General features: G+C 52.4%; 21 protein-coding genes, 1 tRNA gene and 1 pseudogene. 6 read left to right on the forward strand and 17 right to left on the reverse strand.

What is annotated here, in order from left to right; translation table 11 throughout:
- Positions 1 to 2: 2 nt before the first annotated feature.
- The 12 genes from METLU_RS0121070 to METLU_RS0121130 all read right to left on the reverse strand — a co-directional run bounded on the left by METLU_RS0121070 (position 3) and on the right by METLU_RS0121130 (position 9,338).
- On the reverse strand, positions 3 to 446 hold the full coding sequence (locus tag METLU_RS0121070) for a GPW/gp25 family protein (RefSeq protein WP_027159952.1): 444 nt from the start codon (positions 444 to 446) through the stop codon (positions 3 to 5).
- 1 nt (position 447) lies between these two features.
- Positions 448 to 717 carry a PAAR domain-containing protein gene (locus METLU_RS0121075; protein WP_027159953.1) on the reverse strand — a complete coding sequence of 90 codons (270 nt, stop codon included), beginning with the start codon at positions 715 to 717 and terminating at the stop codon, positions 448 to 450.
- 15 nt (positions 718 to 732) lie between these two features.
- The gene (gene vgrG, locus METLU_RS0121080; RefSeq protein ID WP_196806578.1) at positions 733 to 2,505 is read right to left on the reverse strand and encodes a type VI secretion system tip protein VgrG; all 1,773 of its coding nucleotides are present in this window, start codon (positions 2,503 to 2,505) and stop codon (positions 733 to 735) included.
- Positions 2,506 to 2,518: 13 nt separating this feature from the next.
- A complete protein-coding gene (locus tag METLU_RS0121085) occupies positions 2,519 to 3,202 on the reverse strand; it encodes a CIS tube protein (protein WP_027159955.1) in 684 nt (227 codons plus the stop codon).
- Entirely contained in the window at positions 3,202 to 3,390 is a 189-nt protein-coding gene (locus METLU_RS0121090) for a DUF5908 family protein (RefSeq protein WP_027159956.1), read from the reverse strand. The genes METLU_RS0121085 and METLU_RS0121090 overlap by 1 nt, the downstream gene beginning before the upstream one ends.
- A gap of 34 nt (positions 3,391 to 3,424) precedes the next feature.
- Positions 3,425 to 3,862 (reverse strand): phage tail protein, encoded by a 438-nt coding sequence (locus tag METLU_RS0121095; RefSeq protein ID WP_027159957.1) that lies wholly within the window; start codon positions 3,860 to 3,862, stop codon positions 3,425 to 3,427.
- Positions 3,863 to 3,874: 12 nt separating this feature from the next.
- Positions 3,875 to 4,312 (reverse strand): phage tail protein, encoded by a 438-nt coding sequence (locus tag METLU_RS0121100; protein ID WP_027159958.1) that lies wholly within the window; start codon positions 4,310 to 4,312, stop codon positions 3,875 to 3,877.
- A gap of 47 nt (positions 4,313 to 4,359) precedes the next feature.
- Positions 4,360 to 6,363 carry a phage tail sheath C-terminal domain-containing protein gene (locus METLU_RS0121105; RefSeq protein WP_027159959.1) on the reverse strand — a complete coding sequence of 668 codons (2,004 nt, stop codon included), beginning with the start codon at positions 6,361 to 6,363 and terminating at the stop codon, positions 4,360 to 4,362.
- Positions 6,364 to 6,396: 33 nt separating this feature from the next.
- On the reverse strand, positions 6,397 to 7,413 hold the full coding sequence (locus METLU_RS0121110) for a hypothetical protein (RefSeq protein WP_027159960.1): 1,017 nt from the start codon (positions 7,411 to 7,413) through the stop codon (positions 6,397 to 6,399).
- The gene (locus METLU_RS0121115) at positions 7,406 to 8,047 is read right to left on the reverse strand and encodes a DUF4255 domain-containing protein (protein ID WP_027159961.1); all 642 of its coding nucleotides are present in this window, start codon (positions 8,045 to 8,047) and stop codon (positions 7,406 to 7,408) included. The genes METLU_RS0121110 and METLU_RS0121115 overlap by 8 nt, the downstream gene beginning before the upstream one ends.
- Positions 8,048 to 8,682: 635 nt before the next feature.
- Positions 8,683 to 9,108, reverse strand: a complete 426-nt coding sequence (locus METLU_RS0121125; RefSeq protein ID WP_027159962.1) for a type II toxin-antitoxin system VapC family toxin — start codon at positions 9,106 to 9,108, stop codon at positions 8,683 to 8,685.
- Positions 9,093 to 9,338, reverse strand: a complete 246-nt coding sequence (locus METLU_RS0121130) for an AbrB/MazE/SpoVT family DNA-binding domain-containing protein (protein ID WP_027159963.1) — start codon at positions 9,336 to 9,338, stop codon at positions 9,093 to 9,095. The genes METLU_RS0121125 and METLU_RS0121130 overlap by 16 nt, the downstream gene beginning before the upstream one ends.
- Before the next feature lie 299 nt (positions 9,339 to 9,637).
- Here METLU_RS0121130 and METLU_RS0121135 point away from each other — a divergent pair, with 299 nt between their 5' ends.
- From METLU_RS0121135 to METLU_RS0121150, 4 genes are all read left to right on the forward strand, one after another.
- Positions 9,638 to 11,344 carry an FAD-dependent oxidoreductase gene (locus METLU_RS0121135; RefSeq protein WP_027159964.1) on the forward strand — a complete coding sequence of 569 codons (1,707 nt, stop codon included), beginning with the start codon at positions 9,638 to 9,640 and terminating at the stop codon, positions 11,342 to 11,344.
- Between the two features lie 234 nt (positions 11,345 to 11,578).
- On the forward strand, positions 11,579 to 13,429 hold the full coding sequence (locus METLU_RS0121140; RefSeq protein WP_027159965.1) for an alpha-amylase family glycosyl hydrolase: 1,851 nt from the start codon (positions 11,579 to 11,581) through the stop codon (positions 13,427 to 13,429).
- 131 nt (positions 13,430 to 13,560) lie between these two features.
- A complete protein-coding gene (locus METLU_RS0121145; protein WP_027159966.1) occupies positions 13,561 to 18,636 on the forward strand; it encodes a diguanylate cyclase domain-containing protein in 5,076 nt (1,691 codons plus the stop codon).
- Between the two features lie 184 nt (positions 18,637 to 18,820).
- On the forward strand, positions 18,821 to 20,251 hold the full coding sequence (locus tag METLU_RS0121150; RefSeq protein WP_027159967.1) for a hypothetical protein: 1,431 nt from the start codon (positions 18,821 to 18,823) through the stop codon (positions 20,249 to 20,251).
- Between the two features lie 432 nt (positions 20,252 to 20,683).
- Here the strand turns inward: METLU_RS0121150 and METLU_RS0121155 are convergent, their stop codons facing one another.
- From METLU_RS0121155 to METLU_RS29335, 5 genes and pseudogenes are all read right to left on the reverse strand, one after another.
- Positions 20,684 to 20,974: a cupin domain-containing protein gene (locus tag METLU_RS0121155; protein WP_027159968.1), complete on the reverse strand. Its 291-nt coding sequence runs from the start codon at positions 20,972 to 20,974 to the stop codon at positions 20,684 to 20,686.
- Positions 20,975 to 21,365: 391 nt separating this feature from the next.
- On the reverse strand, positions 21,366 to 21,695 hold the full coding sequence (locus METLU_RS0121165; RefSeq protein ID WP_027159969.1) for a hypothetical protein: 330 nt from the start codon (positions 21,693 to 21,695) through the stop codon (positions 21,366 to 21,368).
- Between the two features lie 222 nt (positions 21,696 to 21,917).
- A complete protein-coding gene (gene glgC, locus METLU_RS26060; RefSeq protein WP_051300079.1) occupies positions 21,918 to 23,186 on the reverse strand; it encodes a glucose-1-phosphate adenylyltransferase in 1,269 nt (422 codons plus the stop codon).
- A gap of 352 nt (positions 23,187 to 23,538) precedes the next feature.
- Positions 23,539 to 23,667, reverse strand: coding sequence for a hypothetical protein (locus METLU_RS29035; RefSeq protein WP_269209321.1), 129 nt, complete (start codon positions 23,665 to 23,667; stop codon positions 23,539 to 23,541).
- 558 nt (positions 23,668 to 24,225) lie between these two features.
- Positions 24,226 to 24,357 (reverse strand): annotated as a pseudogene (locus METLU_RS29335) (IS3 family transposase); the annotation flags it as partial.
- A 387-nt stretch (positions 24,358 to 24,744) separates the two neighbouring features.
- On the opposite strand from METLU_RS29335, the gene METLU_RS27540 reads away from it, so the two are divergent.
- Both METLU_RS27540 and METLU_RS0121185 read left to right on the forward strand, forming a co-directional pair.
- The gene (locus METLU_RS27540; protein WP_231383670.1) at positions 24,745 to 24,999 is read left to right on the forward strand and encodes a hypothetical protein; all 255 of its coding nucleotides are present in this window, start codon (positions 24,745 to 24,747) and stop codon (positions 24,997 to 24,999) included.
- Between the two features lie 236 nt (positions 25,000 to 25,235).
- A tRNA-Gln gene (locus METLU_RS0121185) sits at positions 25,236 to 25,309 on the forward strand.
- Positions 25,310 to 26,458: the final 1,149 nt, after the last annotated feature.

Consider the following 26,458-nt stretch of genomic DNA (forward strand, 5'->3'; position numbering starts at 1 on the left):
GATCAAACGCCCTCGGGCAAAAGGTTGACGGTTGTGGCGAGATTAATGTCGGTTCCCTCCAGTTTGTAGTAGGGGTAGACAAAATTGAATCTCGAATTGGTGGCTTTCACCCGGTAAATGATGTCTATCAGCACCACGCCTTCCTGCTCCCGGCTGTCATTGAGCTGCACTTTTTCCAGTTGAATGCGCGGTTCGTGATACAAAATGGCCGATTCGATCTTGTCGGTCATCAGTGTTTTCATACGCGTATCCAGATTTTCAAACAGCAATTCATCCAGATTGCAGCCGTATTGCGGCAGCATGATCCGCTCGCCCTGCCTCGTGCCGAGCAGTATTTCGAGGCTGGAGGCGATATCGGCTTCCTGTTCCAGCATCTCGACCCGGCCATTGCCGGGGTCGAAAGAGGGAGGGAAGGACCAGCCGCGGCCGAGAAAAGAACGATCCATATCAGCCACCGATTAACACAGTCAAGGCGCCGGGTGGCAGGATAGCTCCGCCGCCGGCGGTCAGGTCGGCGATCCTTGCCGCCGGAAGTCCGTTGATTTGGACGGTTGCCGAACCTTTGATGATGGCATCGGCTCCGCAGCTATCGCCCATGCGCGCCGCCGGCAACCCTCCGATGAGCACATTGGGCGCGCCGGGCGGCAGGATCGGCATGGGAATACCGGAGGTCGCGGTGCTGGTGATTAGGTCGGTTACGCGTGCTGAAGGGGGCATATTTAACGCTCCAGGTTAGTTGATTTGAACGATGCCGCCCTGGATGACCGTAGTGGCACTGCCTTTCAGGGTGGTACTGGCGCCCGAAATTTCGGCGCTGCCGCTGCCTGATGCCTTGAACGCGGTTTGCGCTTTCAATTCGGTATTCATGCCTTCGATTTTTATATCCTTGGCGGCTTTCAGGATCAGGTCTTTAGCGCTTTCGATTTTGATACCGCTGTCATCCAGGATGATTTTGTTGCCATTCTGGTCTTCAAAGGTAATGCCCTTGTCTTCCTCGGAAAGCCGCAGCTTATTGCCGCCGGGCGTTTCCAGCGTGATAATTTTTTTTTCATCATCAAACGTGAATTTCATTTTTTCACGGCTGACATAGCCTTTGAGGTGATTGTCATCCTTGGCGGGTTCCGGCACGGGCTTGGCGCTGCTATGGCACATGCCCAGGACAACCGGGTAGCGGGGATCGTCATGCAGAAAGCCGACGATCACTTCATCACCGATTTCAGGGCGGAAAAACGTGCCGCGTTCCTTGCCGGCATCCAGTGTCGCGACGCGCGCCCAGATGCCTTCCTCAGCGGTGCTTATCATGGGCAGCCGCACCTTGATGCGATCTTCGCCCTCGGGGTCATTTTCCAGGATAGTCACGATGCCCATTTGCAAACCGCTGATGGCCGGCAGCAGTCCCGCCGCCGGCAGTGGGCGCAGATTATAGGTTTCGGCGAATAATTCGGTATTCAGGCCCAACTGGACATCGGTTTCCCAATTGCCTTTGGCGAAGCTGTGGCGGACACCGGATACATACAGTTTGCCTTCGAAGCGTTCGCCGATCCCGGTCACTTGAATGATCCTGTCCGGCATGACGCCGGCGAAGCCCTGAAATTTTGCCCGGCCCCTCACTTTGGCCAGCCGCTCTCTCAGCAACCGGCCGTCGGCCCAGGCCTGTAATTCGGGCTGGCTCAGTTTGCCGCCGTGCCTGATGGTATGGGCGTCGCTGCCGATCACATCGGCGAGATCGGCGGGTTCAAGATTGCCGCCGCCGGTTATGGCGGGTTCCCTGGCCTCCGCAGTCAGCAGTTCCTGATCGCTTGCGTTCCAGCTCTGGGCAGTGATGCCCTTGCTTTGCCAGCGGGCATCGATTTCAGCATCGAGTTCCAGAAGCGTAGCCCCGTACTGAACATTCAATATCGATTGCTCGGAAGCAGCAGGCGGCGCTACAGTAACTTTGCCGTCTTCAACCTTTACGATCAAACCGTTGGCCTCGGCGCGGCACAACAGAAAATCCCAGTCACTGGCGTCATACTGCACCACTTCCTTCAGTTCCACCTGAGTGGCGGTAATGTCTTTCTGCAAACCGTAAGGGCCGATAATGTCCTCCATGATGTCGCTGTCCTTCTTGTCGGCATAATAGCGACTATTGACGCCGTGGGTCATTTTTACCGATTCATCGCGGCATTCCACAATCAGCTGCGTACCGTTTTTGCGGATTTTGATGCTGTGTTTGACAATAATGCCTTTAAATACCGAATCATTCTGCGAGCGGTAACCGAGCTGGATTTCAATTTTTTTACCCGGAATAAAATGATCGGTATTGCTCGCTTTAAACGTCGCCTTGGATGCTTCGCCATCCTGTAAATAGATCGTGGCGGTGGGAATCCTGTTTAATTCCCGGCTCACATAAATCGACAGCACATGGTATCCGCCGGAGATCTGCGCGCCTTCGATGAGTATGGCAGCGGTACAGACATCTGGTGTTGCCGGGGTTGGGATGGTTGATTCGTTGTTCACGGTCATTCAGAGGGCTTGGCTAACGTAGCGGTGGAAACACCAGATCGGTTCCCGGAGTCAGGAATCGAAAATTACCGAGGCCATTGGCTTCCGCTACCTGGAGATAATATTTGGGGTCCCCGTAAATCCGGTAACACATCAGCGGCAGAGTATCGCCGGCCTTGACTTTGCGGACGTGGGTCAGATCGGGCGAGCTTTTATCTTCCTGTAAAGCGCGTTTCTTCTCTTCAATACTGCCTTTAAACCTGACCTTGGCAACGGCGCGTATCGGTTGGCCGTTGGGGTTGAACAGTTTGTAATTAATGTTGAGTTCGACAGCCCGGCCTTTGAAAATCAGATTCCCCCAAACCAGTTTCAAATGATAAGGCTCGTGAGATGAGCCCTGATAGCCCGTCAGCATCTGCCGGAAATGGTTGACATCATCGAATACGCCGTCGGGATTGGGCTTGCCGTCGATGATGCCGGTATTGTCGAACAGGAACTCAAAGGAGAGTTCTTCAGGCATCGTATATTCGAATTTTGCCTGCGCCGAACTGGTGCCCTGACCCTGTCCGTCAGCCGTTTTGACCTTATAGTCCAGCGTGTAGGTTTCCGGGTTGATCAGAGCTTCAAACTTGTCCCTGGCTTCGAGCTGGCCGCCGTTTTCGGCGTCTTCGGACGTTTCGAAGGCCAGGATGAGCATCTTTTCCAGTTTACCAGTCATCAGCGTTCCTGTTTATTTTGCAATATTTGCAGTACCTGCTCGACACACTCGGCGATGATGGCTTCCTTGTCGTCATCCCTGTCGCCGTCGTGCGCATTTTTACCGCCGCCTTGTTTTGCGATGGGCGTCTGGCCCGGCGAAGCATCGACCACGACGTGGATATGCAGCTCTTTTATCTCAATGGGCATTGTCCGTTACCAGTTTGTCAACCATGGCCGTTCTCTACTGAATACTGAAATAGCGGTAAGTCAATTCCAGCGTTTCAATGACGATTGCGCTTTCATTGGCATTCAAGTCGCTGACCAGCCATTTTTTCGGCACGGCATGAGAGATTTTCCAGGTCCTGAGCGGTTCGCTTTTCTCGTTCATCAAAATCACGTTGATATCCGCCGGCTTGAAGGCGCGGTCGCGGAAGGCGTCAAGAAACCACTTCAGCACGGCCGAGTCCGTCAACATGCCGCGCTTTAGCACCAGGTCGGCATATTTGGTGCGTACCGGCAGCTTGTGTTCAAAGCGGTTTTCTCCGCCTTCCTTGAAATTTTCATAATCGTATTCCACCGACAAGCCCGACACCGACTGAAAGCGCACGTCGTTTTTGTCCTGACTGATGCCGAATTCCACTTTGTAATAAAATCCCAGCGGCGGATAGTAATCAATCATCAGCCGAATCCGTCAGACTTTCATCAGTTTCAGGCCTTCATGCGCCACTTCAATGCTTTCCACGGCGATTTCGTTGGCGTCCGACTTAAGATCGGGCGCGGTAACCTTGACTGGAAAGCAGCGGGTGGCCGACCATGCGGCGACCGGTACATGTTTCTCGTTAAGCAGGCGAATAGTCAGGTCGCGCCGGCCGTTGACGCGCTCGTTGGCGATGTCTTCCAGCCAGGTGTTATAGTCAAAATCGCCTTCGAATTTACCTCGTTTCAAGGTGATATTGCTGTTCTTGACCATGCCCGGCATGCTGATTTTATTAAAATCCTTACTGTCGCTGTGCCGGTATTCGATTTTTTCTCTTTCCATGACCAGGCCGGTTACTTCAGTGAAGCTTATTTTTGCGCCGCCCCAGTCGACCTGGAAATGGAATCGGGGAATTGGATATTCTTGTGCCATGATATTTATCCTTGGTTGTTAAATAGAGATCGTTCCAGTGCAGTTGCTCAGGATTCCGCCATTTTGTGCGAAAACTTGAGGATGATGAACTCGGCGGGACGAACGACCGCCAGGCCGATTTCGATAATCATGCGGCCTTCAAGAATGTCCAGTGGCGTCATGGTCTTGCCCAGCCCTACAGCGACATAAAACGCATGTTCCGGTTTGATGCCCTGTAATGCGCCCTGGCGCCAGAGCACGGTCAGAAAGTTCTCGATCATGGCCTGCACGCGCACCCAGGTGTTGGCATCGTTAGGCTCGAACACGAAATGCTCGGTCGCTTTCTTGATCGATTCTTCCGCAAAGTTGAAAAAGCGCCGGACGCTGACGTAGCGCCATTCATTGTCGTTGCCGGCGAGGGTGCGCGCCCCCCAGACCAGGATGCCTTTGCCGACGAAAGAGCGAATGATATTGATGGATTTGCCCGCGTTGACATCGACGTTATAAGACTCTTGCTCTTCATGCGAAATTTTCACTGCCGGGGCGATCACTGAGTTCAGACTGACATTGGCGGGCGCTTTCCACACCCCCCGATCCCGGTCTGTCGCGGCATATATCCCGGCAATCGCGCCCGACGGCGGAAGCACATTGAGGGCGTCGGCTGCTTTCGTCACCAGATCCTTATATAAGCCAAAAGCAGCCAGTAACGCGTCGTTCAGTGTTTTTTCGTAGTTGCTTTGCGTTGACTCCAGGAAGCGGAAAAAGGCAATGGCTTCATTGGCGGCGGATAGTGCCGGGACTATTGCCACCACACTTCTTTGTTTGGCTGTTGTGGCGGAAGCGTATGCGCTGGTAACTTCAGCCGGGGGCGCCGGGGGAGGCGTCAGCAGCGTGGCTCCATCAGTAAAGCCCAAAAATCCGGCCACGGCATCCAGATCCGCGCCGGACTTTACCAGTTCAATTTTGTCAGCAGCGCCCAATCCGTTTAAAAATTTATGGTGGTTCGCCAGCGTTGCGAGCGCAGTTTTCATATTGGAATTGGCGATATATTTATCGATATCGTCTTTCAGCTTGAAACGATTGTTAGCCGCAACCGGCGCAGCGTCATAGCGCAATTTTATTTCCTTGACAATGCTGACCATGTAGCTCGTTATCGGCTGCAATGCCGCTTGCATCTGCGCCGACGTCGCCGCTGGAGCAGTGGCGTTAAAAGTATCGAGCAACCCTTTTAAGCGGTCTTCCAGCGTTTTATCCGCGCCGCCGGAGAGTATATTTTTCTTCGTCAGAGCCTCTTTCACAAAATCTTCCACATTGATCAGATCCGCAATCAGACTCTGTAAGTCCGCATCTGCCGTCAGGCTGCTCAACTGGACAGGCGTCCCTACACCGTCCCGCTGTAGATTGACATTGCGGCGCAGAAGGGTGCGCGGCAGATTTGCCCTGATCCATGGGCCATAAGCGGCACCGTATTTCAGGTAGTTAATGCCGATCTTGTCCCTGAACTCGGCCACGGAATCCTCGAATGCCGTATTATCAACTGTCTTTTTCAGATCGCAGATAGTTACACGGTCCATCAGCTTTTTGCAGTGTGTCAGGGCTTTTTTCTGAAATTCATAAGGCCCGCTCGCGTCCGAGGCTACATCCGGCGAAAGGATGATCGTCGGCTCGTCTTCCTGCTCCAGCAGGTCGATAGCCGCTTCAAGGGTGGCGGAAGATAGGCTGTCGGTGTAAGAGCCGACCGAAACAATGTAACAGTTGCCGCCGCCATTGGCATAAAACAGACGGAGGCTGTCATACAAATATAGCTCTGCCTCAGCTTCGGCTCGTACAAACTGGTTATTGGTATCCAAAAAAAGCGTTACATCCTGCGAAGGAGCCCCGCCAAAAAGCAGTTCATATTCCGCAATGGACTCAATTTTCGTGGGCTTGTTAAAAAGGGACTCGCCGCTGCGGCTGGCTCTCTCGGTATAGCCGATAAACGCCGGAATTGCCGTTTCTACAGGTGCAATGGAAGGCGGAAACTGGGGGATTTCTTCGATGTAAACGCCGGGGGTCTTGTACATTGTTGCCATGCTTTTCACCTTGGTATTTTGACAATGAGGGTGTTATATGAAAATTTCCGAAAGAAGCCGGGTAATTTTTGTGCCACTTTTTTCCGCTTTAACCAAACCTTCCGACGGTTTTTGTTTTGGGCCTGCGTTGCCAAAATAGGTTAACGGGAGCGGATCGGGTTCCGTGGAATTCACAGTTCTCGTATTCTTGTTGATGTATCGCCAGAAGGTTGAACGGTTTTTGAAGCGGACCTGGAAAATCGGGTGATGTTCTTTGGCGATACCGTTATCGTCAATAAAGCTGAAGTCGTTGTCATCGGCCCTGATCGGCGATAAGCGAATCAGGGCGAAAACATCGTCTGGTATATCACTCGTCAACAGGAGCCCGCGTTCAGGTGCCTCAACAAGACCGGGAGGCGGTACGATGGCTGGTACGTCATCCTGATGAACGAATACAGGCAAAACGGTTGCGTCCGCGTTTAACTGCTGCGAAATCGGATCGGTTACGTCGCTGTCGCTAGTCAACTGCACCAGCCCGCCATCTGACAGAACCAGGTATTCGACCTTGTCAGCCTCGTTGCCTGCGGAATAGGGACTCGATAAGAACAGTGTCTTATTGCTGCCTGCATCGCGCGAAGCGCCTGTCAGGTTGGAAAGAACGAAAATATTTGTTTTATAGCGATAGGTTTTATCTTCAGCTTGATGATAAAACGCATCTATTTTCCGAGGCGGCAGCGTCAAGGCGGTATAGTTGAAAAAATCGGCATGGGTTACCGTAACGATAAATTCGAACAGCGTATCGGTGGGAATGACCTGAAGGCCGGGCACCATTACTATCAAGCCCAGCGCCGTATCTTTATAGACACAATTCAGAGCTTGCAGCGCTTTTGCGGTAGCCGCGGTTGGCGCTACTGTGAGAAAGGGTCGCCTGTCATAGGTCTGCAGTCGTTTGCTCTTTCGGGGCTGGTCACTTATCAGGTCAAATACGGTAGCGCCGTCATCCAGCCAGTAATGGTGCAGCAGGCGTACCTCAAAAAGAGGCCGATACCGGTTGCCGATACGTTCAGTCATGGGGTGTCGCCGGGGCCTTGTGATAAAAATCACTGACCACCTCTGTAATCAGGCCGCTCTCGCTTTGTACTGCCTTAAATTTCAGATCAATCATACGCAGCATATACAAAACAAAGGGGTATTGTTTCCCGCCCAATGTTCCCCATAAATGATTGACTTCCTCCATGGATGGCGAATATAAATCAAAGATCAATTTAAACGATTCCAACTGATCCAGAGGGTTATTGGGCGCATTTACCGCTATCGAGTTGGGAGATACGTTGTCTTGTGTAAATACGTTCTTATACTGAAAAAAACAAATAGCTCTGGATAATACCAATAATGCATCATTGTAATTAGTATGTGTAGCTGAAACCAGTATCTGGAGGTTAAGAAAAACAGGCGGATTTTCATAGCTGGTTTTGAGCGATGCATCATCACGCACATAATTGGGCAGATTTTTTAATGCTTTTTCTTCCTTAATATTAACTACAGATAAGATAAGCATATTCCTCGCAACCCCATTACCTCCTGGACTGCTAGCAAACCCTTCGGCTAAATTACCCAATCCGACAGCTGGCATGGTCATTTGAAAAATATCATCAAGATGCTGATTCATCTCGTTTATTACAATGGTTAATGCATGCGCAATCATCCGGGAAATCCGTTTTATAAAGATTTATTTACAGATCTATTAATTATTTATTTTTATCTGTTTTTTTTATTTAAAAATAACCTAAATACTCAAATTTAATTAAACGCCATATCAAAGGAAACCTTGATTAAATCAACGACTCCCACAGTGCACGATATCTCTCGGCATAATAAGGCGCCATTCTGATCGGAAATTGGATTTTTAGTGACTGATATTCCGAATCTTAGCTTGGTCTGCAAATTTTTCAATGCTTATTAAATTTTTATTACTCTTAAATTTTAAGCCTGTTGCCACCCTATATCTTATTTTTTATTGTAATTAGGCTAACTATTCGAAAAATCAGTAAATATGCGTTTTTATAATTACTATCCATACGATTGCCCCATTGTTATTATATATTGATTCCCTTGACTTGATTCATGCGCCACCTGTTAAGGACTGGCTATAAATTAAGAATTAATTGGAATATATAAGATATCGATAGTTAATATAGTTATTGTTACTTTTACTCTTAAAATTAACAATAATCAACTCATTCATAACTATGGCGATGGTGATACTGGACAGGGGCTACCGCAACAGCGCCACATGCCGAAGGCCGGATGACCTGACTCATACCCGTGCAGCCTTGGACGTCAGTTCAGCCCGCTGGTTGTCTCAGGCAGGATCAGATCCACGCTGGGGAAGTAGGTGCTGAAGCGGCCCTTGTCTCTGGAGATCAGCCGGTAGCCGGCTACTGCCGCATGGGCACCGATGAAGAAGTCCGGCAGCACGTTGCCTTTCTCACCCTTGCGCCTGCGGTATTGCAGGAAGGCCTTGCCGGCCAGGAACAGGGCCTCCTTAGAAATAGGCAGCATTGCGAAGCCCAGGTGCTCAAACAGGGCCTCCACTTCCTCGATGCGTTCAAAGCCGACCGAGCACTCGGCGTAGATAATCGGGTTGATGACTAGCGTGTTGTCCCGATCCAGCCGCTCCAGTGTCGAGGCGCTCCATTCAAACCAGGCACTGTCCGGGTCGGCCAGGTCGGTGACAATGCAGCTGTCGATCAGGATGACGGCCATGCTTCGCCCCGCGTCAAAGCCATGATATCGTCAGTGCTCATAGTCAGCTTGCCGGTTTTATGAGCGGTGCGGAACCGGCTGGCCTTTTTGTGGCGAGGCTGGGCCTTGGCGATATACCAACGCCCATTTTCATCCTGAAGGAATTCAATTTCGGTTTCGGCTGGCCGAATACCCATGCTCTCGCGGACGTTCCGCGGAATGGTAACTTGGCCTTTGCTGGTGACGCGCATGATGATCTCCGGTAAGTGAGTAATACTTAAATAGTAATACTTTATTACCGGTAAAGTACATATCTGATACGATGGTAAATGGATATTGATGACACTCATCTATTTACCGCAACGCACGGTCTCGTCACACTTTTTTAAAGACCTATACTTGTAAGGAGTTGTCTACCCTGGAAGAGCTGATGGCAATAAGCGGATTAATCTTTCAAGCGGTAGAAAATAAGAACTTCTCTAACCAGGAAATGCCGACATACATTGTCTATACGGCTGAACGAATACAACGAGTCAGGAGATTTAAGCTCATGAATGCAGAAAACAAACGTATCCTCATTATAGGCGGTGTGGCTGGCGGAGCCACCTGTGCGGCACGTATGCGCAGGCTCTGCGAGACGTGCGAGATCGTCGTGTTCGAACGAGGGCCGCATGTATCCTTTGCCAACTGCGGCCTGCCTTATTTCGTGGGCGATGTTATCGAGTCGGAAGCCAAACTGCTGGTGGCCAGTCCGGAACTGTTCAAGCACCGCTTTAACATTGAAATCCATACTGAAACGGAGGTCACGCGCATCGACCGGCAAGCCCGATTGATCGAAGTGCGCGATCTCAAAACTGGCGCCGCACGCAAAGAACCTTATGACGCGCTGGTACTGGCAACCGGCGCCCAGCCGGTGCGTCCGCCCCTGCCGGGCATCGATCTGCCTGGCGTTTATGTGCTGCGCAACATTCCCGATAGCCGAAAGATCAAAGCCGCAGCCGCTCATGCCTCCCGCGCACTGATCGTGGGCGGTGGTTTTATCGGGCTGGAAATGGCTGAGAACCTGGTCGGACTGGGACTTGACGTCACGCTATTGGAATTGGCCGATCAGGTCATGCCGCCGCTGGATCCGGAAATGGCCGGCTATGCCGCCGAACGCCTGAAAGCCAATGACGTCAAGCTGAGATTGGGCGAAGGTGTCGAGGCCTTCGAACAACTCCCCGAGCGCGGTTTGAGCGTGCGCACGTCGAAGGGCGCGACGCTCGCCACCGATCTGGTCATCCTGGGGATCGGCGTGCGCCCCGAGTCCACGTTGGCCCGGGATGCCGGATTGGAACTGGGAGATCTCGGAGGTATTCGCGTCGATGCCTACCAGCGCACCAGCGATGCCGCTATCTGGGCGGTGGGCGACGTGGTCGAAGTAAAAAACAGGATCACCCAACAGTGGCAACTCGTCCCGCTGGCGGGACCGGCCAATCGGCAGGGGCGGGTAGCGGCCACCGCCATTCTCCACCATTTCTTATGCAGCGATGCTGAAACGCGGCCGCCTCTGGCTTTTGAGGGTGTGCTCGGGACGGCCGTGTGCGAAGCTTTCGGCCTCACCATTGCCTGCACCGGGGCCAATGAAAAGCAGCTCAAACGAACTGGCATGGATTTCGAAAAGGTCTACCTGCATCCTGGACACCATGCGAGTTATTTTCCGGGTGCCAGGCCGATCCACATCAAATTGCTGTTCTCCAAGGCGGACGGCAGGGTTTTGGGCGCTCAAGCCGCGGGCGAGCTCGATGTGGCGCGTGCCATCGATGTCATCGCCACGGCCATGATGGAGGAAGCTTCAGTATTCGATCTGGAAGACCTGGAGCTTTGCTACGCCCCCCAGTTTGGCGCCGCCAAAGACCCGGTCAACGTGGCCGGCATGGTGGCCGCCAACCACCTGCGAGGTGATCTGCAACTGGCGAATTGGGATGAGCTGGGGTCAACCGCGGCCCTGCTGGTCGACGTTCGCAGTGAAGCGGAGTACGCCAGCGATCACATTCCGAATTCACAAAATATCCCCCTTGAATCCTTACGCGACCGGCTGCAGGAATTGCCCCGGACGCAGGAAATCTGGCTAATTTGTGGAGTAGGGCAGCGAGCTTATTATGCGTATCGTCTTTTAAAGCAAAACGGCCTGCAGGTAAAAGTCCTTTCCGGCGGCATGCAGACCCACTTGGCCTGGAGGCGAGCCAATGATGGCAAGGGAGTACACCGACCGTAGGTTGAAAGATGGCTAACGGTGGCAGATCGACCGCTCAATATTTTCTGGTGAATCGTCAGAAAGTCATACCGCAAAAGATGGCCCCTACGTAGTTTCCCTTATTGATCTATGGTCAATCTGAGCATTTAATCAGCATATTTAGGTTATTCGGCTCCCCTACCAAACAGGTCTCATTGATTAGCCATCCGCTTTAACCCAATTTGTCACATTGATCCAAAACAGGAATGTTTAACTATGAAAAGCCTCCCTTTGGCCAAACTGGGCCCCCACGAATCCGCAGCCAGTATAGTCGATTTCGGCATATTGCTGCCCTGGGTTTCGGCGAGCGATGGCAACCGGCTGTTTGTAAAAATCATTCATGAGCGCGACCAGTTCATCCAGGCGATACAGCCGCTGGCCTTCGAGTTGCAGCATAGCGTCGATGCCGACTACGGCGATGTTTGGTCGGTGACGGTCGATTTCAGTGCCACCCATGATGTACAGCCAGGCTCTCATTTCGGCTCGCCAGGCCGGCACGTTTACCGCTACGAGCTGCATAATCCGAATGTCGGCACATTGGACTGGATCGTGGATCCGTTTGCGCGTGAATATGCCGTCGGCAAGCTCTCCGCCTTCACGCTCGGTTATAGCCCTTATACCTGGAGCCCTGGCGAGACGAACTGGAAAACGCCGGCACTGCACGATCTGATCCTGTACGAACTGAACCTCGCCGAGTTCGGCGCCGATCTGCAGGGTGCGATCGACCGTCTCGATTACCTGGCCGACCTGGGCGTCAACGCGCTGTCGGTGATGCCGGTCAGCAATGTCGCTCTGGAGGTCGATTGGGGGTATCTGCCGCTGGGCTATTTTGGCATCGATGAACGGTTTGGCCGGCGCGACGATTTCCAGCGCTTCGTTGATGCGGCACACCAGCGCGGGCTGGCGGTGATCGTCGATGCCGTTTACGGGCATACGGCGGAGGATTTCCCTTACCACGATCTCTACCGGCGCCTTCATTATCATGAAAACCCGTTCATGGGGCCGTTCGCCAAGGACTATTTCGGTGTCGGCACCGACTTCAAACGCGCTCTGACCCGCGATTTTTTCTTTAGCGTCAATAAGCACTGGCTGGAGACTTATCATATCGATGGCTTCCGCTACGATTGTGTGCCGAATTATTGGGATGGCGCGCTGGGCGACGGTTATGCCAATCTGGTTTTCCACACCTATGAGTATGTCAAGGGCGCGCTCGCTCAGTTATCCCGCTTCGATGCGCAGGAAGGCCCTCGCCTGATCCAGATCGCCGAGCAACTGGAAGCCCCTGAACAGATTCTCGAACAGAGCTACAGCAACGCCACCTGGCAGAACGCCAGCTTCGGAGCGGCGACCGCCTGCGCACGCGGCGCGGCCGGGGCGATAGAGAATCTCGGCCTGCGACTCGGTGCGGCAGGGTATGTCGAGCAGGCTACCCATAACGACGAGGTGTTGGCCAAGGCCCCGCTGCAGTATATCGAGAACCACGACCACAGCCGCTTTTTGTGCGAATTCTGGCTCCGGCAACGTGACTGGAACCCGCTTTTTGCCGAGGGCGACCGCGCGCATTGGTTTAAACTCCAGCCCTACCTGATCGCATTGCTGGCCGCGAAAGGCATCCCCATGCTTTGGCAGGGGCAGGAGTTCGGCGAGAACTATTTTCTGCCTGAGGACGGCTTCGGCCGTGTGCTGCTGCTTCGGCCACTGCGCTGGGATTATTTCTATGACCCGGCCGGCAAAAGCCTGGTCAGTCTGACCCGCAAAATGGTGAATCTGCGTAAGCGCTGCGAAGAATTTCGACGCGGCAACCATTACTTCCACAATGATTATGAGCGCTATCTCGCGCGCGGCCTTTTGCTGTTCGAGCGCAAGACGGCGACGGCCGTCAGCCTGGTCGCGGTGAATTTCACGCATGCTGACCAAAGCGTGCCGTTTAAATTCGAGCGCGCCGGCAACTATAACGAGCAACTGCATGGTCAGGATAACTTTGCCGCCGGGCCGGGCCAGGAGCAATGGTTGACCATCCCCTCCAATTACGGACGCATTTGGCGCAGCGTAAAAGCGAATCCCTGAGGCTAAATGTGCCAGGCATTGCGGCACAATGCCTCATGCACACCCGTCGCCCCGATGCCGGCAAAGTTTTTGTATGCTAGACTTTCTGCTATGTTTATAGATTAAACGTCATCAACTTATAGAGCGCATCTTTGCTGGCAATAGACCGTTATCAAATCAAGGAATGCATCCATGACGGAGGCTGGTATCGCCTCTATCAGGCTGTGTGCCTGCAAAGTTGCCGCGAAGTGGTGCTTAAACACCTGGCCGATAGCCATCCTGGCCCCACTATGCTGGCTGGTTTCCGTTCAGAATACCGGATCTTGCAGGAATTGACGCTGCCGACTGTTATCAGCGCCCTGGCTTTGGAAGATCACGGCCGGCAGCTGATTCTGGTGCGCGAATATTTTCCGGGCCAGACCTTAAGGGAGTACGCGGCCGGACATACTTTGCCGATTGAAGAAATCTATCATTTGATTTCGGCACTCGCCGAGACGCTGGACGCGATACATCGGCGCGGCATTGTCCACGGCAACCTCAATCCCGACAACCTGTTGCTCGATCCTGAGCAGATGCAGCTAAAGCTGATCGGCTTCAGTCGCGCAAAATTCATCACGCAACTCGATGATGAAACGGAACAGCCTGTCCTGTCCGCAAGTGATATCGACTATCTGGCGCCTGAACAGACAGGCCGCATGAACCGGGGCGTCGACGGGCGCGCGGACATCTATGCGCTGGGGGGGATCCTGTTCGAATTGTTGACAGGGCGAACGCCGTTTGCATCGGCGGATTCCATCGGCCTGATTCACCGCCATATTGCCCAAAGCGTACCCGATCCGCGCCAGTTTTGTCCGCAATTGCCGGAAAACCTGGTTCGCGTCGTGACCAAGATGCTGGCGAAAGATCCCGGTGACCGCTATGCGACAGCCGCGGATCTGTTGCTGGATATTACTATCTGCCGACAAACGTTGATGGCAGACGAGTCGAGACAGGTCAAGCCCGGCCAACAGAGCATCCTGAGAATTTCCGATCGCTTGTACGGACGCGACGCCGAACTTGCGCAATTAGCTGAAGCATTTGCTTATTCGCAACATAGCAGGGCGATATTATGCCTGGTCGCCGGCCGATCGGGGGTCGGTAAAACGCGGCTGTTTGAGGCGTTCAACCGGCAGGTGCTGCCCGTCGATTGTCATCTGGTCTCCGCCAAATGCGATCAATATCAAGTCAATCATCCGGCACGGATTTTTCGCACGGCTTTTCGAGGGTTGCTTCTGCAATTACTGGGAAAGGATGAGGGAACACTGGCTATCTGGCGGCAGCGATTGTCCGATCAATTAGGCGATGAGGCACAGCCCGTCATCGAACTGATTCCGGAACTTGAAATGCTGATGGGGCCGCAACCGGCTTTGCCGGAGTTGGCGGCTAGTGAGACCAAAACCCGACTGAAACGGCTTTGGGTACGATTCGTGCAAACATTCTGCCGGTCTGACAGTCCGTTATGCCTGTTCCTGGACGATGTGCAGTGGGCCGATCCGGCCCTGTTCGAGTGGCTGGAGCCCATGCTGTTCGACATCAAGCATTTGTTATTGATTGCAGCCTACCGGGATAACGAAATCGGGCCGAATGATGCCCTGATGGTCACGGCTGACAAATTGCGCAATGACGGCCGCCGGGTCGAGATGATCGAGCTGGCGGAGTTGCCGATGCCGGCTTTGGCGGAGATGATCGCCGATTCCATTTCGCTCGATGAAGACTCGACCGCTGGACTCTGTCATGCGCTATACGCCAAGACGCAAGGCAACCCGTTCTTTTTCATTCAGTGTCTGCGCGAATTACAGCGGGACGGCGCTTTGACATACCATGCCGCGACCGGTAACTGGCGCTACGATAGCGACAAAATCAACACGATCGGCATCAGCGACAACGTCATCGATTTCATGTTGATGCGCATGGATTCTCTGGACGGGCCGGTGCGTGAGTTGCTGAAAATAGCCGCCAGCATCGGCAACTGCTTTGACGCCGGGCTGATCGCCTCCGTATTCGGCGAGCAAACCTCGCCGCATGGGAATCTGGCGGTCGCCGAAACATTGGGATTGCTGGTGAAAATGCCCGGCGACGGCAAAACAGACGAAACGCGTTATGTTTTCTCTCACGATCGCGTGCAACAAGCGGCCCATTCGTTGCTGGCCGAGCATGAGTTGCTGGCCAATCGCTTAAAAGTAGGCCGCTATTGGGCCGATAAGGCGCTATCCGGTCATGACAGGGAATTATTGTTTCAAGCAGTCGAACATCTCAATGCCGCCCAGGCATTGATTATCGAAACCGGCGAGAGGCGCCGCCTGGGTGTCGGTAACTTCAAGCTGGGCCTATGGGCCAAGCGCCGCGGCGCTTTCGAGCAGGCACTGCCTTATTTGCGATATGCCTCGGATATACTGGCCGAGGGGGCGCTTCGTTTCGACAGGCTGGCGGCCGTGTTCCGCCATCGCGCCGAATGCGAGCATCTTTGCGGTCATCATCAAACGGCCCTGCAGCTTTTCGAGCAAGCCGTTGTACTTGCCGGCTCCGACCTGGAAAAGGCGCGCGTATTTGAGCTGATGATCCAGTTTCACGCGGATCTGGCGCAGTTCGACCAGGCCTATCAGGTCAGCCGGCAGGCGGCGGCCTTGTTCGGCATCGACCTGCCGGCCCATTTCAATCGACTGGCCTTTTTGGTCGACTTCCTGCGTTTGAAGTATCGCCTGCGAAATTTCAACATTGACGATTTGCTCGCTCTGCCTGCCGTCAGCGATGTCAGGATGGATATTGCTGTCCGCTTATTATCGGCAACACTGAAGGTGGCCTATCAGCTTCGGCCGGAGTTATGCGCGGCCATATCGGTGAAACAGGTCGGCCATTGTCTGCAACACGGCAACAATGCCGAGGCGGTAATCGGCTACATGGTGTTCGGCGTGATTTTTCTTGGCGGCGTATTGGGCAATCATCAGGCCGGCTACGACTACGGGCGTTTGTCACTGGGCTTGTTGGATCAATATGCCAATCAGCGGCAGAAGGCGGAAGTCAATTTCGTCTATGGCTATTTCGCCCATTCCTGGACGCATCCGGCGGCGGACACCGAAACCTACTGGCGCGTCGCACTCGAGTCCGGGCTGGAAAGCGGCGACTGGTTTCATAGCGGCTGCGCCTGTTGCGGACTGGCGCAAAGCCAGTTCATGCGCGGAGTGCCGCTGGATACAGTCTGGCATGATACCGACGCTCTGCTGTCGACGCTGAAACGCATCGACAGCCGCGAGCATGCAGGCGTGATCCGGGGCATACGCCAGGCGATCCAGAATCTGCGCGGCCATACCGATGCGCCGGATTCGTTCAGCAATGCCGATTTCGACGAAACGGCGTTTGTCGAGTCATTGGCCGAGTACGGCTCGCGGCATTTTGCGCATTATTATTTCGTCAACAAAATGCAGTGCCTGTATCTGTGGGGCGAATACAACCAGGCTATCGAACTGAGCCGGGTTTCCGCCGATTATCTGAAAGATTCGGCGGGCATGCTGCATGCGGTCGAACACCATTTCTATACGGCATTGATTCTGGCCAAGCTTTACCCGGGCATGTCTCGCGCCGATCGCCGCAAAACATTATGGACGATGCATCGCACCGAAAAAAATCTGCGGCGCTGGGCGCGACGCTGTCCGCAAAATTTTTTGAGCCGCTGCTATTTGCTTGGCGGTGAAGTTCACCGTCTGCGGCAACGCCCGGCGCTGGCAGTGCTGGCTTATCAGCATGCCGCGGTCGAAGCGGAAGCGAACGGACAGCTGCATCTGGAAGCCCTGGCCAACGAGCTGGCTGCCGGCCTGTATGTGGATTTGGGCCAGGAAAGACCGGCGCGGTTTCATTTTGAGGAGGCCGGTTATTGTTATCGGCGTTGGGGAGCGAGCGGTTATTTGCAGCGCTTCAATTCAGCGCACAGCCAGTCCCTATCTTCGAGCCATGCGGCATCAACGCGGCAGGACGCCTCTTATGTCCTGGATACCGTTACGTTGATCAAGGCCGCCGAAACCATTGCGGCGGAGCGGCGCTTGCCGATTTTGCTGCAGACAATGATGCACATCGTGATCGAAAATGCCGGCGCCCAGCGCGGTGTTTTGCTGTTGCAAGAGGACGGCGGGCTGCTGATTCAGGCCGAAGCGGAGATTGATGTGGAAAAGGTCGCGGTGATGCAGCGGCTGCCGCTGCCGGCCGCCGCCAGGCTGCCGCAAAGCGTGATCAACTTCGTCTCGCGCAGCCGGGAAACCGTGGTTCTGGAAAATGCCGGGAATAGTGCCGTCTATGGCCGGGACCGGGATATTGCCGAACGTCGGGTGCGTTCGTTGCTCTGCGCGCCGTTACTGTTGCGCGGCGAACTGCAAGGCGTGCTGTATCTGGAAAATAATGCCGCCGATGCGGTGTTTACCGACGAGCGCGTGTTTCTGCTGCGGCACTTGAGCGGCCAGATCGCTATCTCCATCGACAATGCGCAAGGCTACCAATTGCTGGAAGACAAGGTCGCGGAACGCACCGTGCATATCGAAACCCAAAAAGCGGCGTTGGAGGAAAAAAATCGCGAACTGCAAGCGCGCAACGCCACGATTTCGGCGCTTAATCAATGCCTGCAGAACGAGAACAAAGAGCGCAGATCGGCGGAGCGGGAGTTGCAGAAAGCCAATGAGGAACTGCAGCGTCTGGCGACAGTGGACGGGCTGACTCAAATCGCCAATCGCCGCCACTTCGACGCCTGCCTGGAGAGCGAGTGCCAGCGCCTGCTGCGCGATAAAACGCCGCTGGCGCTGATTTTGTGCGATATCGATTATTTCAAGGTTTTTAACGACCGCTACGGACATCAGGCCGGCGACGTTTGTTTGCAACGCGTCGCGCAAGCGATTGCCGGCGCCTTGCGGCGTCCCACCGATCTGGCGGCCCGCTATGGCGGCGAGGAATTCGTTGTGATCATGCCGCATACCGACGCACAAGGCGCGATCCGGGTTGCCGACTCAATCCATCAGGCGGTGGTCGATTTGCAAATCCCTCATCAAGGCTCGCAGGTTGCCGGATTCGTAACCGTCAGCATTGGCATCGCCACCGCCATGCCGTTTCATAAAATATCTCCATCATCATTGATCAGGATTGCCGACGATGCGCTTTATCAAGTCAAGAATAACGGCCGTAACGGCATCGTTCAGATAGAGTTCGCCTGATCAGGCGATCGCGCGCCGCCCCCCATGCATAAAAGTGACGTAAACAGTAGTGCCTATTCTCTCTATCAATCTCTAACACTTTTGCTAACCTGACCGACTGTTTTTCTCATAGTTGCTAAGCTTATAGCCGGCAGACTTATTACTCTGCCGCCATTCATCAATATCAACTACTGGGAGTTCAGTGATGCAATTCAGAAACAACAGGTCATCCATCATCCTTGCAGCAGGATTAGCGTTACTGCTGAGGGCGGAAACCTGCCAGGCGCAACAACAACCGGCGGCAACGGTTGACCCGTATGCGGTCAATAACGGCCAGATTCCGTCCAGAGCCGAATACGACGGGCCGCTCTGGCGTTTCAATCATGACTATCCGCAAACGCAGCCCAAAGCCGACCAGCCATGGCAGAAAGTTTTGCACGGCAAACCGCTGACCAAGGACAATGCGCACGCCTATATCGAGGCGTTGAAAGAAGCCGTCGCCAAGGACATGCGCGTGATGGTGACACGACCGAAGGCATGGAACGCCACCGAACACAATTGGTACAGCATGCCGTGGGCGGGCGATGAAGTGGAGAAAGCCGGCTGGGAAGGTCGGGAAGCGATTTACGGCACTTATACCGGGCAGATTCTGCCTGCCTCGACTTATGCCGAGTCTGGACTGAAAGTCGACATCCGCAATTACGCCACGATCTATTACAACGATGTCGCCGCCTATACGCTGCATCGCGTCTGGCAAAAATGCCTGCCAGGGCAGGGGACTTGCATACCAACACTGGACAACGACGCCGCGCAATTCGGCGAAGGCTCGCTGGTGGTCAAATCCGCCGGCGTCAATGCTTCCGGCGAGCAATGGCCGGTGATGCAAGGAGCGGCGAAGTGGCAGATCTATCGTCCGCCGTTCGATCTGCACGGCACCGTTCCCGGCAAGCCGCCGGTGGTGAGCGATATTTATGTCGGCATTTTCGATATCATCGTCAAGGACAGTGTCGCCGCGCCGGAAACCGGCTGGGTGTTCACCACGCTGGTCTACGACAAGGACGCGCCCGGCAAGGACGCCTGGGATAAAATGGTGCCGCTCGGCGCGATGTGGGGTAACGATCCCAACGTCAATTCCGCCCGGCACCCCGGGCAGCCTTTGCTGGAAACCTATATCAATCCCGCCGCTCCGGCCTACGCCAAAGTCACCCTGGGTTATGGCGGCCGCATGTCGGGGCCGTTCGACATCGCCGTTAAAACCAATGTCGACGTTGACGGAAAGATCGTCGCCAAACTGCCCAGCTCGTCCTGCCTGAGCTGTCACGGCACCGCCAGCTTCCATCCCGGATCGTATCAGGCGCTGACTTTCTTTTATCCGGTGCAAATGCCGCTGACCACGCCCTGGCACATGTATACGCCCGGTTCGGACGAGTGGAACGAATGGTTCCGGAACCGGCCAGGTACGGTGCCGCAAAGCAAGGAGCCGGGGGCAGTAGCGCTGGATTACAGTACCTTCATGGAAGCGGCATTGATGAACTATGCCGCCGTCGAATCCGAGAAAAAACCTCAGTTACTGAAAGGCGCAAGAGAAGATTTCTGGGCGACCTGGCGCAACTGGCAGAAAGCGAGAAGGCATTAATCATGTAAAAAATCATGGCTGAATTCATCAAAGAAGAGAATTATACGAATCTTAGAAACCCCGGGCTCTAAATCTCATAGCGTTGAGTTGGCGGAGAAATGCCATGACTCACCGCCTTAAAGCTCGGATCGGCTGACTGCTGATGAACGGGGCAGCGGCGCTTGAGCAACTGCGTCCATGCCGCAGTTGCGACTGCCTGGCTACACTGGCCTGTGATACCAGCCAGCTCGTTGCCCTGGATTCAATCCGTTCAGGCTCAGGCTAATATATGTACGTTAATTTTTTGAGACTCGTATTAGTCCTGACTTAACCTGATAGTTACTGGTCTATTAGAGGTATCTATCAGGTTAAATTCAGCCTACTAATTTTTTAATTCCAGACGGATTGCCCGGCAAGTGCCATGGAAGAGCCTCGAGAGGCCTCATTCACCAGCTAAATGCCATTGGGATAGTCATAGCTGTAATGCTTGCGCAATGGCTTGACTACTTCCCATTGACTATCCAACCCTGCATGAAACGACACCAGATCACCAGGCAGAATTCGTACCGGCTCTCCTCCAGCTGGAGTTACCAGAATTTCGCCTTCCAGGACATAGGCACATTCAGTCTCATCAAAATTTATAGGAAACTTTGAAATTTCTTTTTCCCAGATTTCCCACTTGGAAACACCTAACTGTTTTAATCGCTCTTCACTAGGATTGTGTTCAATGGTGATTTTGCTCATGTTCTTCCTAAAAAATTAAATTGCTAAAAAGCAATAATTTTAACATCCAAAACGTCATGATGCTCTGAATTGCTGTTGAAAATGAGCAAAATTATTAGTGATAGCGCGTCAATGACTATCCAAAAGCTTTCATCCGTCAACATTTAGAACTTTCCTGGCTGAAGTGCCGGATTATTGATTTTTTAATAGCCTGCTTTTGCTATTGGAATTGCTAATTATTGTTAAGGATTTGGCATTGAATAACAGCCTTGTTTTCAATTCGGGTAACCGGAGTGGGAGCGATGCCTACATCGCGATTTAAACCGCTCGGCAAGTCGCGATGTAGGCATCGCTCCCACGGGGCCTTAACCCGAGGGAATATCGGAAGTTATTTTTACCCGAATCCTAAATCTTATTTTTTATAAAACTTAGTGGTGTAGCAAGACATAAGCGCGCCTCTAACCATTGCGACATCATTTTGTTTATAGAGTTTACCGTCCTTATCGCTCATGGTAAGCATAAGGTTTTTGGTTTCAGCGGAAATGTCCCTATTGCTGAAAACCGCATCAGCTACGCAATTACAGTAAGATTGGGCCTGTTCCGCAGGACGCGCGGAACTCTCCTGCTTTATACAGCTATTAATGAAAGCTGATTTCACCTTGTATTCATCACCTTTCTCTCCACTACACGCTGATAAGCCGATAAATACAGACGCTGCAACTACTAAAATTTTCTTATTCATTTCATCCCTTATTATTAATTATCGTTATGGAACAATTATATTCGCTTATTAATTAAACGTGTGGGCAACAGTTGATCATTGACGTAAAGGTCAAGGATTCGTCTGACTCCCTGTTGGCGCTGAGCTGGTTTCCGCTGCTAACGATGGCCCATGACTAGCTTTACGCATGTCGTTTCACATGAGGTTAGTTTATTACATGTTTTTATCTAATCGATAATTGCCCTAGTATTTAAATAGCTGTGCAACAGGAGAATTGGCTTTATTCGCATTAGTCGGGAAGCGGTAACCCTTCGGCACGACGGTGACGCCGGATTCCGAAACAACGAAGCGATTTGCGTCGGCGTCGGCATCAACACCAATCCGCTCGCCGGACGGAATCCGCACATTTTTGTCGACGATGCAGCGCATCAAGTGCGTACCGGCGCCGACATGCACTCCGTCAAACAGGATCGAATCCTCGACTACGGCATTTTCATGCACCTGGACTTGAGGGAACAGGATCGAATGTCTGACCGTACCGCCGGAGACAAGCGTCCCGCTGCCGAGCAGGGAATTGACCAGTTGCCCTTCGCATCCAAGAGGTCCCGGGGCCATGCGGGCGGGCGGGTTTTGTCCGTGGTAGGTGCGGATAGGCCAATCGGGCTGATACAGGTCCAGCGGCGGAACCGGCGCGAGCAGGTCCATGTTCGCCGCATAGTACGAATCTATCGTGCCGACATCGCGCCAGTACCGGTCCGGCGTGACGCGGCCGGTTTCGCCGCCGAACCGGTAAGCGTAAACGCAATGCGTCTTGATAAGACCTGGAATGATATCCTTGCCGAAATCATGGCTTGATGCGGTAAGAGCGTGGTCGGCTTGCACTTCGCGGCAGAGCAGGTCCATGTTGAAAATATAGATCCCCATGGATGCCAGCGCATGGTGAGGATCGTTCGGCAGGGGCTTGGGATTTTTCGGCTTCTCGTGGAACTCGCGAATTTGACTTGTATCCTCCACCGACATGATGCCGAAAGAGCAGGCGCTGGCGATCGGCACGGGCATGCAGGCAATCGTCAGCCCCGCGCCCTGGTCACGGTGAAACTGGAGCATTGCGGCATAATCCATCCGGTAGATGTGGTCTCCTGACAGAATCAGCACATAATCGGCATTGCTGCGCTCGAGCAGGTACAGATTCTGGCGGATGGCGTCGGCCGTCCCGGAATACCAGGATTCGCCGGTCCGCATCTGGGGCGGCACGGCCGTTATGAATTCGGAGAGTTCCGGGTTGAAGATGGCCCAGCCGTCGCGCAGATGTTTTTGCAGTGAATGCGACTTGTATTGAGTCAGCACCAGCACACGCCGCAATCCGGAGTGCAGACAGTTTGTCAGCGTGAAGTCGATGATCCGGTAATTGCCGCCGAATGGCACAGCCGGTTTGGCCCGATCGGATGTCAATGGATGCAGTCGCGAACCCATGCCGCCGGCCAGAATTATCGCCAGAGTTTTATCAAGCATCCGTCACCTCGTCAATTTAACCGAAAAACATAAAACATCCCGTCTGGAGCGAGGCAACCCAATCGATGAGTTTTCTTGCATCGTGCGTCTCCGCATGGTTTTCTCTTCAACTCCTGCATCATTTTGACCAATAGGATTTCCGTTTATCAACATGATATAAAATTTTCTCTACTTCCAGCGGGAAAGTCTTGAAATCTTGTGAGCCATAGTTTTTCTGCTAGTTCCGCAGTTCCTTCAATATCATCGACGGGCTAGTCGCTGGCTGTGCCCTGACAACGGCTGCATAAGGTTCCAGCCATGCCCGCCTGTAACTCCCGATCGGCTTGCCCTGAACGTCGCCGGTCTTTTGCCATCACTGATGCACTCTGGAGACAAAGGCCGGGCTGACTTGATAAATCGCGCTGACTTCGCGCGTCGTTTTGCTGCTTTCAACCGCCTTTGCGACACGCAGGCGCATGTCTTCTGAATAAGGGCAGGGCATCTTCGGGCATGTCTGTTATCGACAAAACTCAATTTAGCAATTCAGATTGATTTCAAGTAACGGATAATTGCTTTATTTATCATGTTTGATTTGCATGTCATCCAATTTTAAAAAACAAGTCTTGAAAAGAATTCTTGGTCAACTGGGATTAAAAAATATAGGATATCAACTCGTTAAAACAAACAATAAATGAATACTTACCATGGAAGCAGCCATTGTAGGAGAGTGAAATTCATAGATGAGTTGCGCAACGTAATACTTATAAATCGCGGGCGGTAAGCCCACTAACGTCGGCTCATCATACGAGCTAATTAAGACAATCAAATAAGCCAACTTAGAATCTACTTATGAATAAAATTTCTTTTTTTTCTAAACTGGTCGTCGGTATCATAGTGCTACTAATATTGATTGTTTTACACATAGTACCTCTTCCTATATTGGAGGTGCTGATTTTGTATGTAATGATTTTCCGGCCGCTCTGGTTTAAAAAACTGGTAGACCAGTTTTATGATCAATAGAGATCATTCACCGATTCATAGCGAAACAGCCCTTAAGCTATGTAGAGCCTCTGTAACGGGCATGGTAAGCGCTCCGGGACACCTTCAGGAACCGGCATATCGCATCCACTGAAAACTCAGTGCCATGTTGCTTGATCCAAGCATACTTCAACGTGCTCCCTTGGCAAAGTATACACGGCCGCCTCCCTTAAGAATCACACTCAACTTCATGTAATGCGAATCCGATTCAGCCGTACGTCAAAATTGACGGCATTGGGCTGTTTAGTGCGGGCACAGGCTTTGGATATCGATTGATCCAACAGGGACCCGCGCTCAGTACCGCCAAAGCCCGCTCAATTTGGTCGTTACGTTCGTCGATGCGGGCCTAATAAACATCATACAAGACCAACGACTGCTAATTGTCGACCATGGCGTCGCGAATAGTCTCTGCGCCGGCTTTGCGCGAAACTCAGCCAGTCTGTCTGGATTTCGTTCGCCACCGATGATTTAAAATAAACTTAAGTTAGCGGATGTTATTCTTTGAATAAACATATAAAAATAGATTAGGAACATCATGATTATGGCTAAGTTTAAACTTGACGATGGTACTGAGTATTTGGCGGAAGATTTTATCGGCGGCTATTTAATCAATCCGCTTTTGCTGCGTGGCTCTACCCCAGCAAAACCTTTCATTCTTCGTACTGAATGCGTGCTGTCAGTGCACTGCTTAGTTATGGGATGCCTCATATGTTGGGGCGTCTTTGATACACTCGATGAGGCTCTGAATTGTGCCCATAACGGCCCTTTTTGGCGTAATAGATCTTGTGGTGTTTAGAGGCCATCTGAAAGAGCGCCTGAACAGCTATTACATGCCACCACTAAATTCAATTCCGTTTACTCAAAATTTGAGACAGCTTTAAATCAGGAATTGAAATTTTGTAGGTATTTATTTACGCTTACTGTATTAATTTAGTAGAATAAGCGGGCGGCTTGAGAATTCTCAACTTCTCGCTCACTAAACCGTAACGTCATTCAAGCGGCACAACATCCTGGTGCCCACCTTTCAATTACTGGCTCTTCGTCTAGCGGTAGGACTCTGGATTCTGATTCCAGCTGCCGGGGTTCGAATCCCTGAGAGCCAGCCAATATCTATCAAACGCCCTTAGTGCACTAATCAATCACTCTCAAACCCTGGCAAAAGCAGGAGGGGTGCATACCTGAAATGAGTTCGGAATTCGGCGCGGCCAGGAAGATGCATTGGCTATTTATGTAGAACCCGACTTCCTCGCACCCGATTATCTGTTGCGATAAAGGCCCTAAACAGCTCATCGTTCAAGTGCGCAAATCGATCCCGCCCGAACCTGGCATATCGGCTCGTTATGACACTAAGCACGAATGCAAGTGGAGGGCAGAACTCCGAAAAAACAGCAGAAATTAAAATCCAAAACTCGAAGCGCCAAGGGTTCAATAAGTATTTACACGTATTCACAATCGCTACGTTGACGCTTATTCTCCCTGCCATCCGGATAAATAAGAAACAAGAACAAAGCCTTGCTTTAACCGTCGATACAAAACGCATGCAGAGGCGTCAGAGTTGAGGAGCTCTGGCGATATCACCGCAGTGATTTTAAGGTCGGTTTGAATACCCGCATGCTTATCCGGATTCTTAATTGCTACAGTTCGTTGGATCTGCTGGCATCATGATATCCTGGGAGAACAAAGGGATTCCCTTCTCCCATTTTTATTTCATTCCCCCATTTCCGCAGGTTGCTGCCTAGGTTCAGCAACACCCTAAAACGCCTTGATACTGACATGCCCATGACGATCCCCACTGAATCATCCATTACTGCCTTGCTGCCGGCATGCCTCTGCGCTTCATAATCCGCTGTTTTCTGATCATGAGCGCCTGCTGCGGACAAGCGAAGGCTGCCGAAAAAGATACTTGTGCCGCCGAGTAAGGCTAATGCGAGCCAGCGGCGAAGTAGGTAAGCTGTTGCGCTTTAGGTCTTAGATCAACATGAATTTCTTGAACCTTACCGTCATAAAAGGCAACTAATCCTTCAGTTCGCGATGCTCCTCATAGGCACAAACCACATCCTCGACGGTCTGGTTGTCCAGATTGAGAGATAATGAAATGCCACAGTTAATTCAACGCAAATCAAAGAGCAGAAGCAAAAATTTATAAACGATTATCAGAAAAGAAAAGGAGAGTAAATTCGCGAGAGCAAAATACCATTCATTAAATTGCATTCGGTAGTCGGGTTTTTTATCTATAAGCGAAATCCGCTTCACGT

Source organism: Methylobacter luteus IMV-B-3098, from assembly GCF_000427625.1.
Taxonomy (GTDB): Bacteria; Pseudomonadota; Gammaproteobacteria; order Methylococcales; family Methylomonadaceae; genus Methylobacter; species Methylobacter luteus.

What these genes read in the sequence shown, in the direction of transcription:
- METLU_RS0121150 (WP_027159967.1), top strand. Translation starts at nt 18,821, where the DNA reads ATGCAATTCAGAAACAACAGGTCATCCATCATCCTTGCAGCAGGATTA.
- METLU_RS0121135 (WP_027159964.1), top strand. Translation starts at nt 9,638, where the DNA reads ATGAATGCAGAAAACAAACGTATCCTCATTATAGGCGGTGTGGCTGGC.
- glgC (WP_051300079.1), bottom strand. Translation starts at nt 23,186, where the DNA reads ATGCTTGATAAAACTCTGGCGATAATTCTGGCCGGCGGCATGGGTTCG.
- METLU_RS0121165 (WP_027159969.1), bottom strand. Translation starts at nt 21,695, where the DNA reads ATGAATAAGAAAATTTTAGTAGTTGCAGCGTCTGTATTTATCGGCTTA.
- METLU_RS0121090 (WP_027159956.1), bottom strand. Translation starts at nt 3,390, where the DNA reads ATGCCCATTGAGATAAAAGAGCTGCATATCCACGTCGTGGTCGATGCT.
- METLU_RS0121075 (WP_027159953.1), bottom strand. Translation starts at nt 717, where the DNA reads ATGCCCCCTTCAGCACGCGTAACCGACCTAATCACCAGCACCGCGACC.
- METLU_RS0121125 (WP_027159962.1), bottom strand. Translation starts at nt 9,108, where the DNA reads ATGGCCGTCATCCTGATCGACAGCTGCATTGTCACCGACCTGGCCGAC.
- METLU_RS0121105 (WP_027159959.1), bottom strand. Translation starts at nt 6,363, where the DNA reads ATGGCAACAATGTACAAGACCCCCGGCGTTTACATCGAAGAAATCCCC.
- METLU_RS0121095 (WP_027159957.1), bottom strand. Translation starts at nt 3,862, where the DNA reads ATGATTGATTACTATCCGCCGCTGGGATTTTATTACAAAGTGGAATTC.
- METLU_RS0121070 (WP_027159952.1), bottom strand. Translation starts at nt 446, where the DNA reads ATGGATCGTTCTTTTCTCGGCCGCGGCTGGTCCTTCCCTCCCTCTTTC.
- vgrG (WP_196806578.1), bottom strand. Translation starts at nt 2,505, where the DNA reads ATGACCGTGAACAACGAATCAACCATCCCAACCCCGGCAACACCAGAT.
- METLU_RS27540 (WP_231383670.1), top strand. Translation starts at nt 24,745, where the DNA reads ATGGCTAAGTTTAAACTTGACGATGGTACTGAGTATTTGGCGGAAGAT.
- METLU_RS0121110 (WP_027159960.1), bottom strand. Translation starts at nt 7,413, where the DNA reads ATGACTGAACGTATCGGCAACCGGTATCGGCCTCTTTTTGAGGTACGC.
- METLU_RS0121100 (WP_027159958.1), bottom strand. Translation starts at nt 4,312, where the DNA reads ATGGCACAAGAATATCCAATTCCCCGATTCCATTTCCAGGTCGACTGG.
- METLU_RS0121155 (WP_027159968.1), bottom strand. Translation starts at nt 20,974, where the DNA reads ATGAGCAAAATCACCATTGAACACAATCCTAGTGAAGAGCGATTAAAA.
- METLU_RS29035 (WP_269209321.1), bottom strand. Translation starts at nt 23,667, where the DNA reads ATGCCCTGCCCTTATTCAGAAGACATGCGCCTGCGTGTCGCAAAGGCG.
- METLU_RS0121130 (WP_027159963.1), bottom strand. Translation starts at nt 9,338, where the DNA reads ATGCGCGTCACCAGCAAAGGCCAAGTTACCATTCCGCGGAACGTCCGC.
- METLU_RS0121115 (WP_027159961.1), bottom strand. Translation starts at nt 8,047, where the DNA reads ATGATTGCGCATGCATTAACCATTGTAATAAACGAGATGAATCAGCAT.
- METLU_RS0121140 (WP_027159965.1), top strand. Translation starts at nt 11,579, where the DNA reads ATGAAAAGCCTCCCTTTGGCCAAACTGGGCCCCCACGAATCCGCAGCC.
- METLU_RS0121085 (WP_027159955.1), bottom strand. Translation starts at nt 3,202, where the DNA reads ATGACTGGTAAACTGGAAAAGATGCTCATCCTGGCCTTCGAAACGTCC.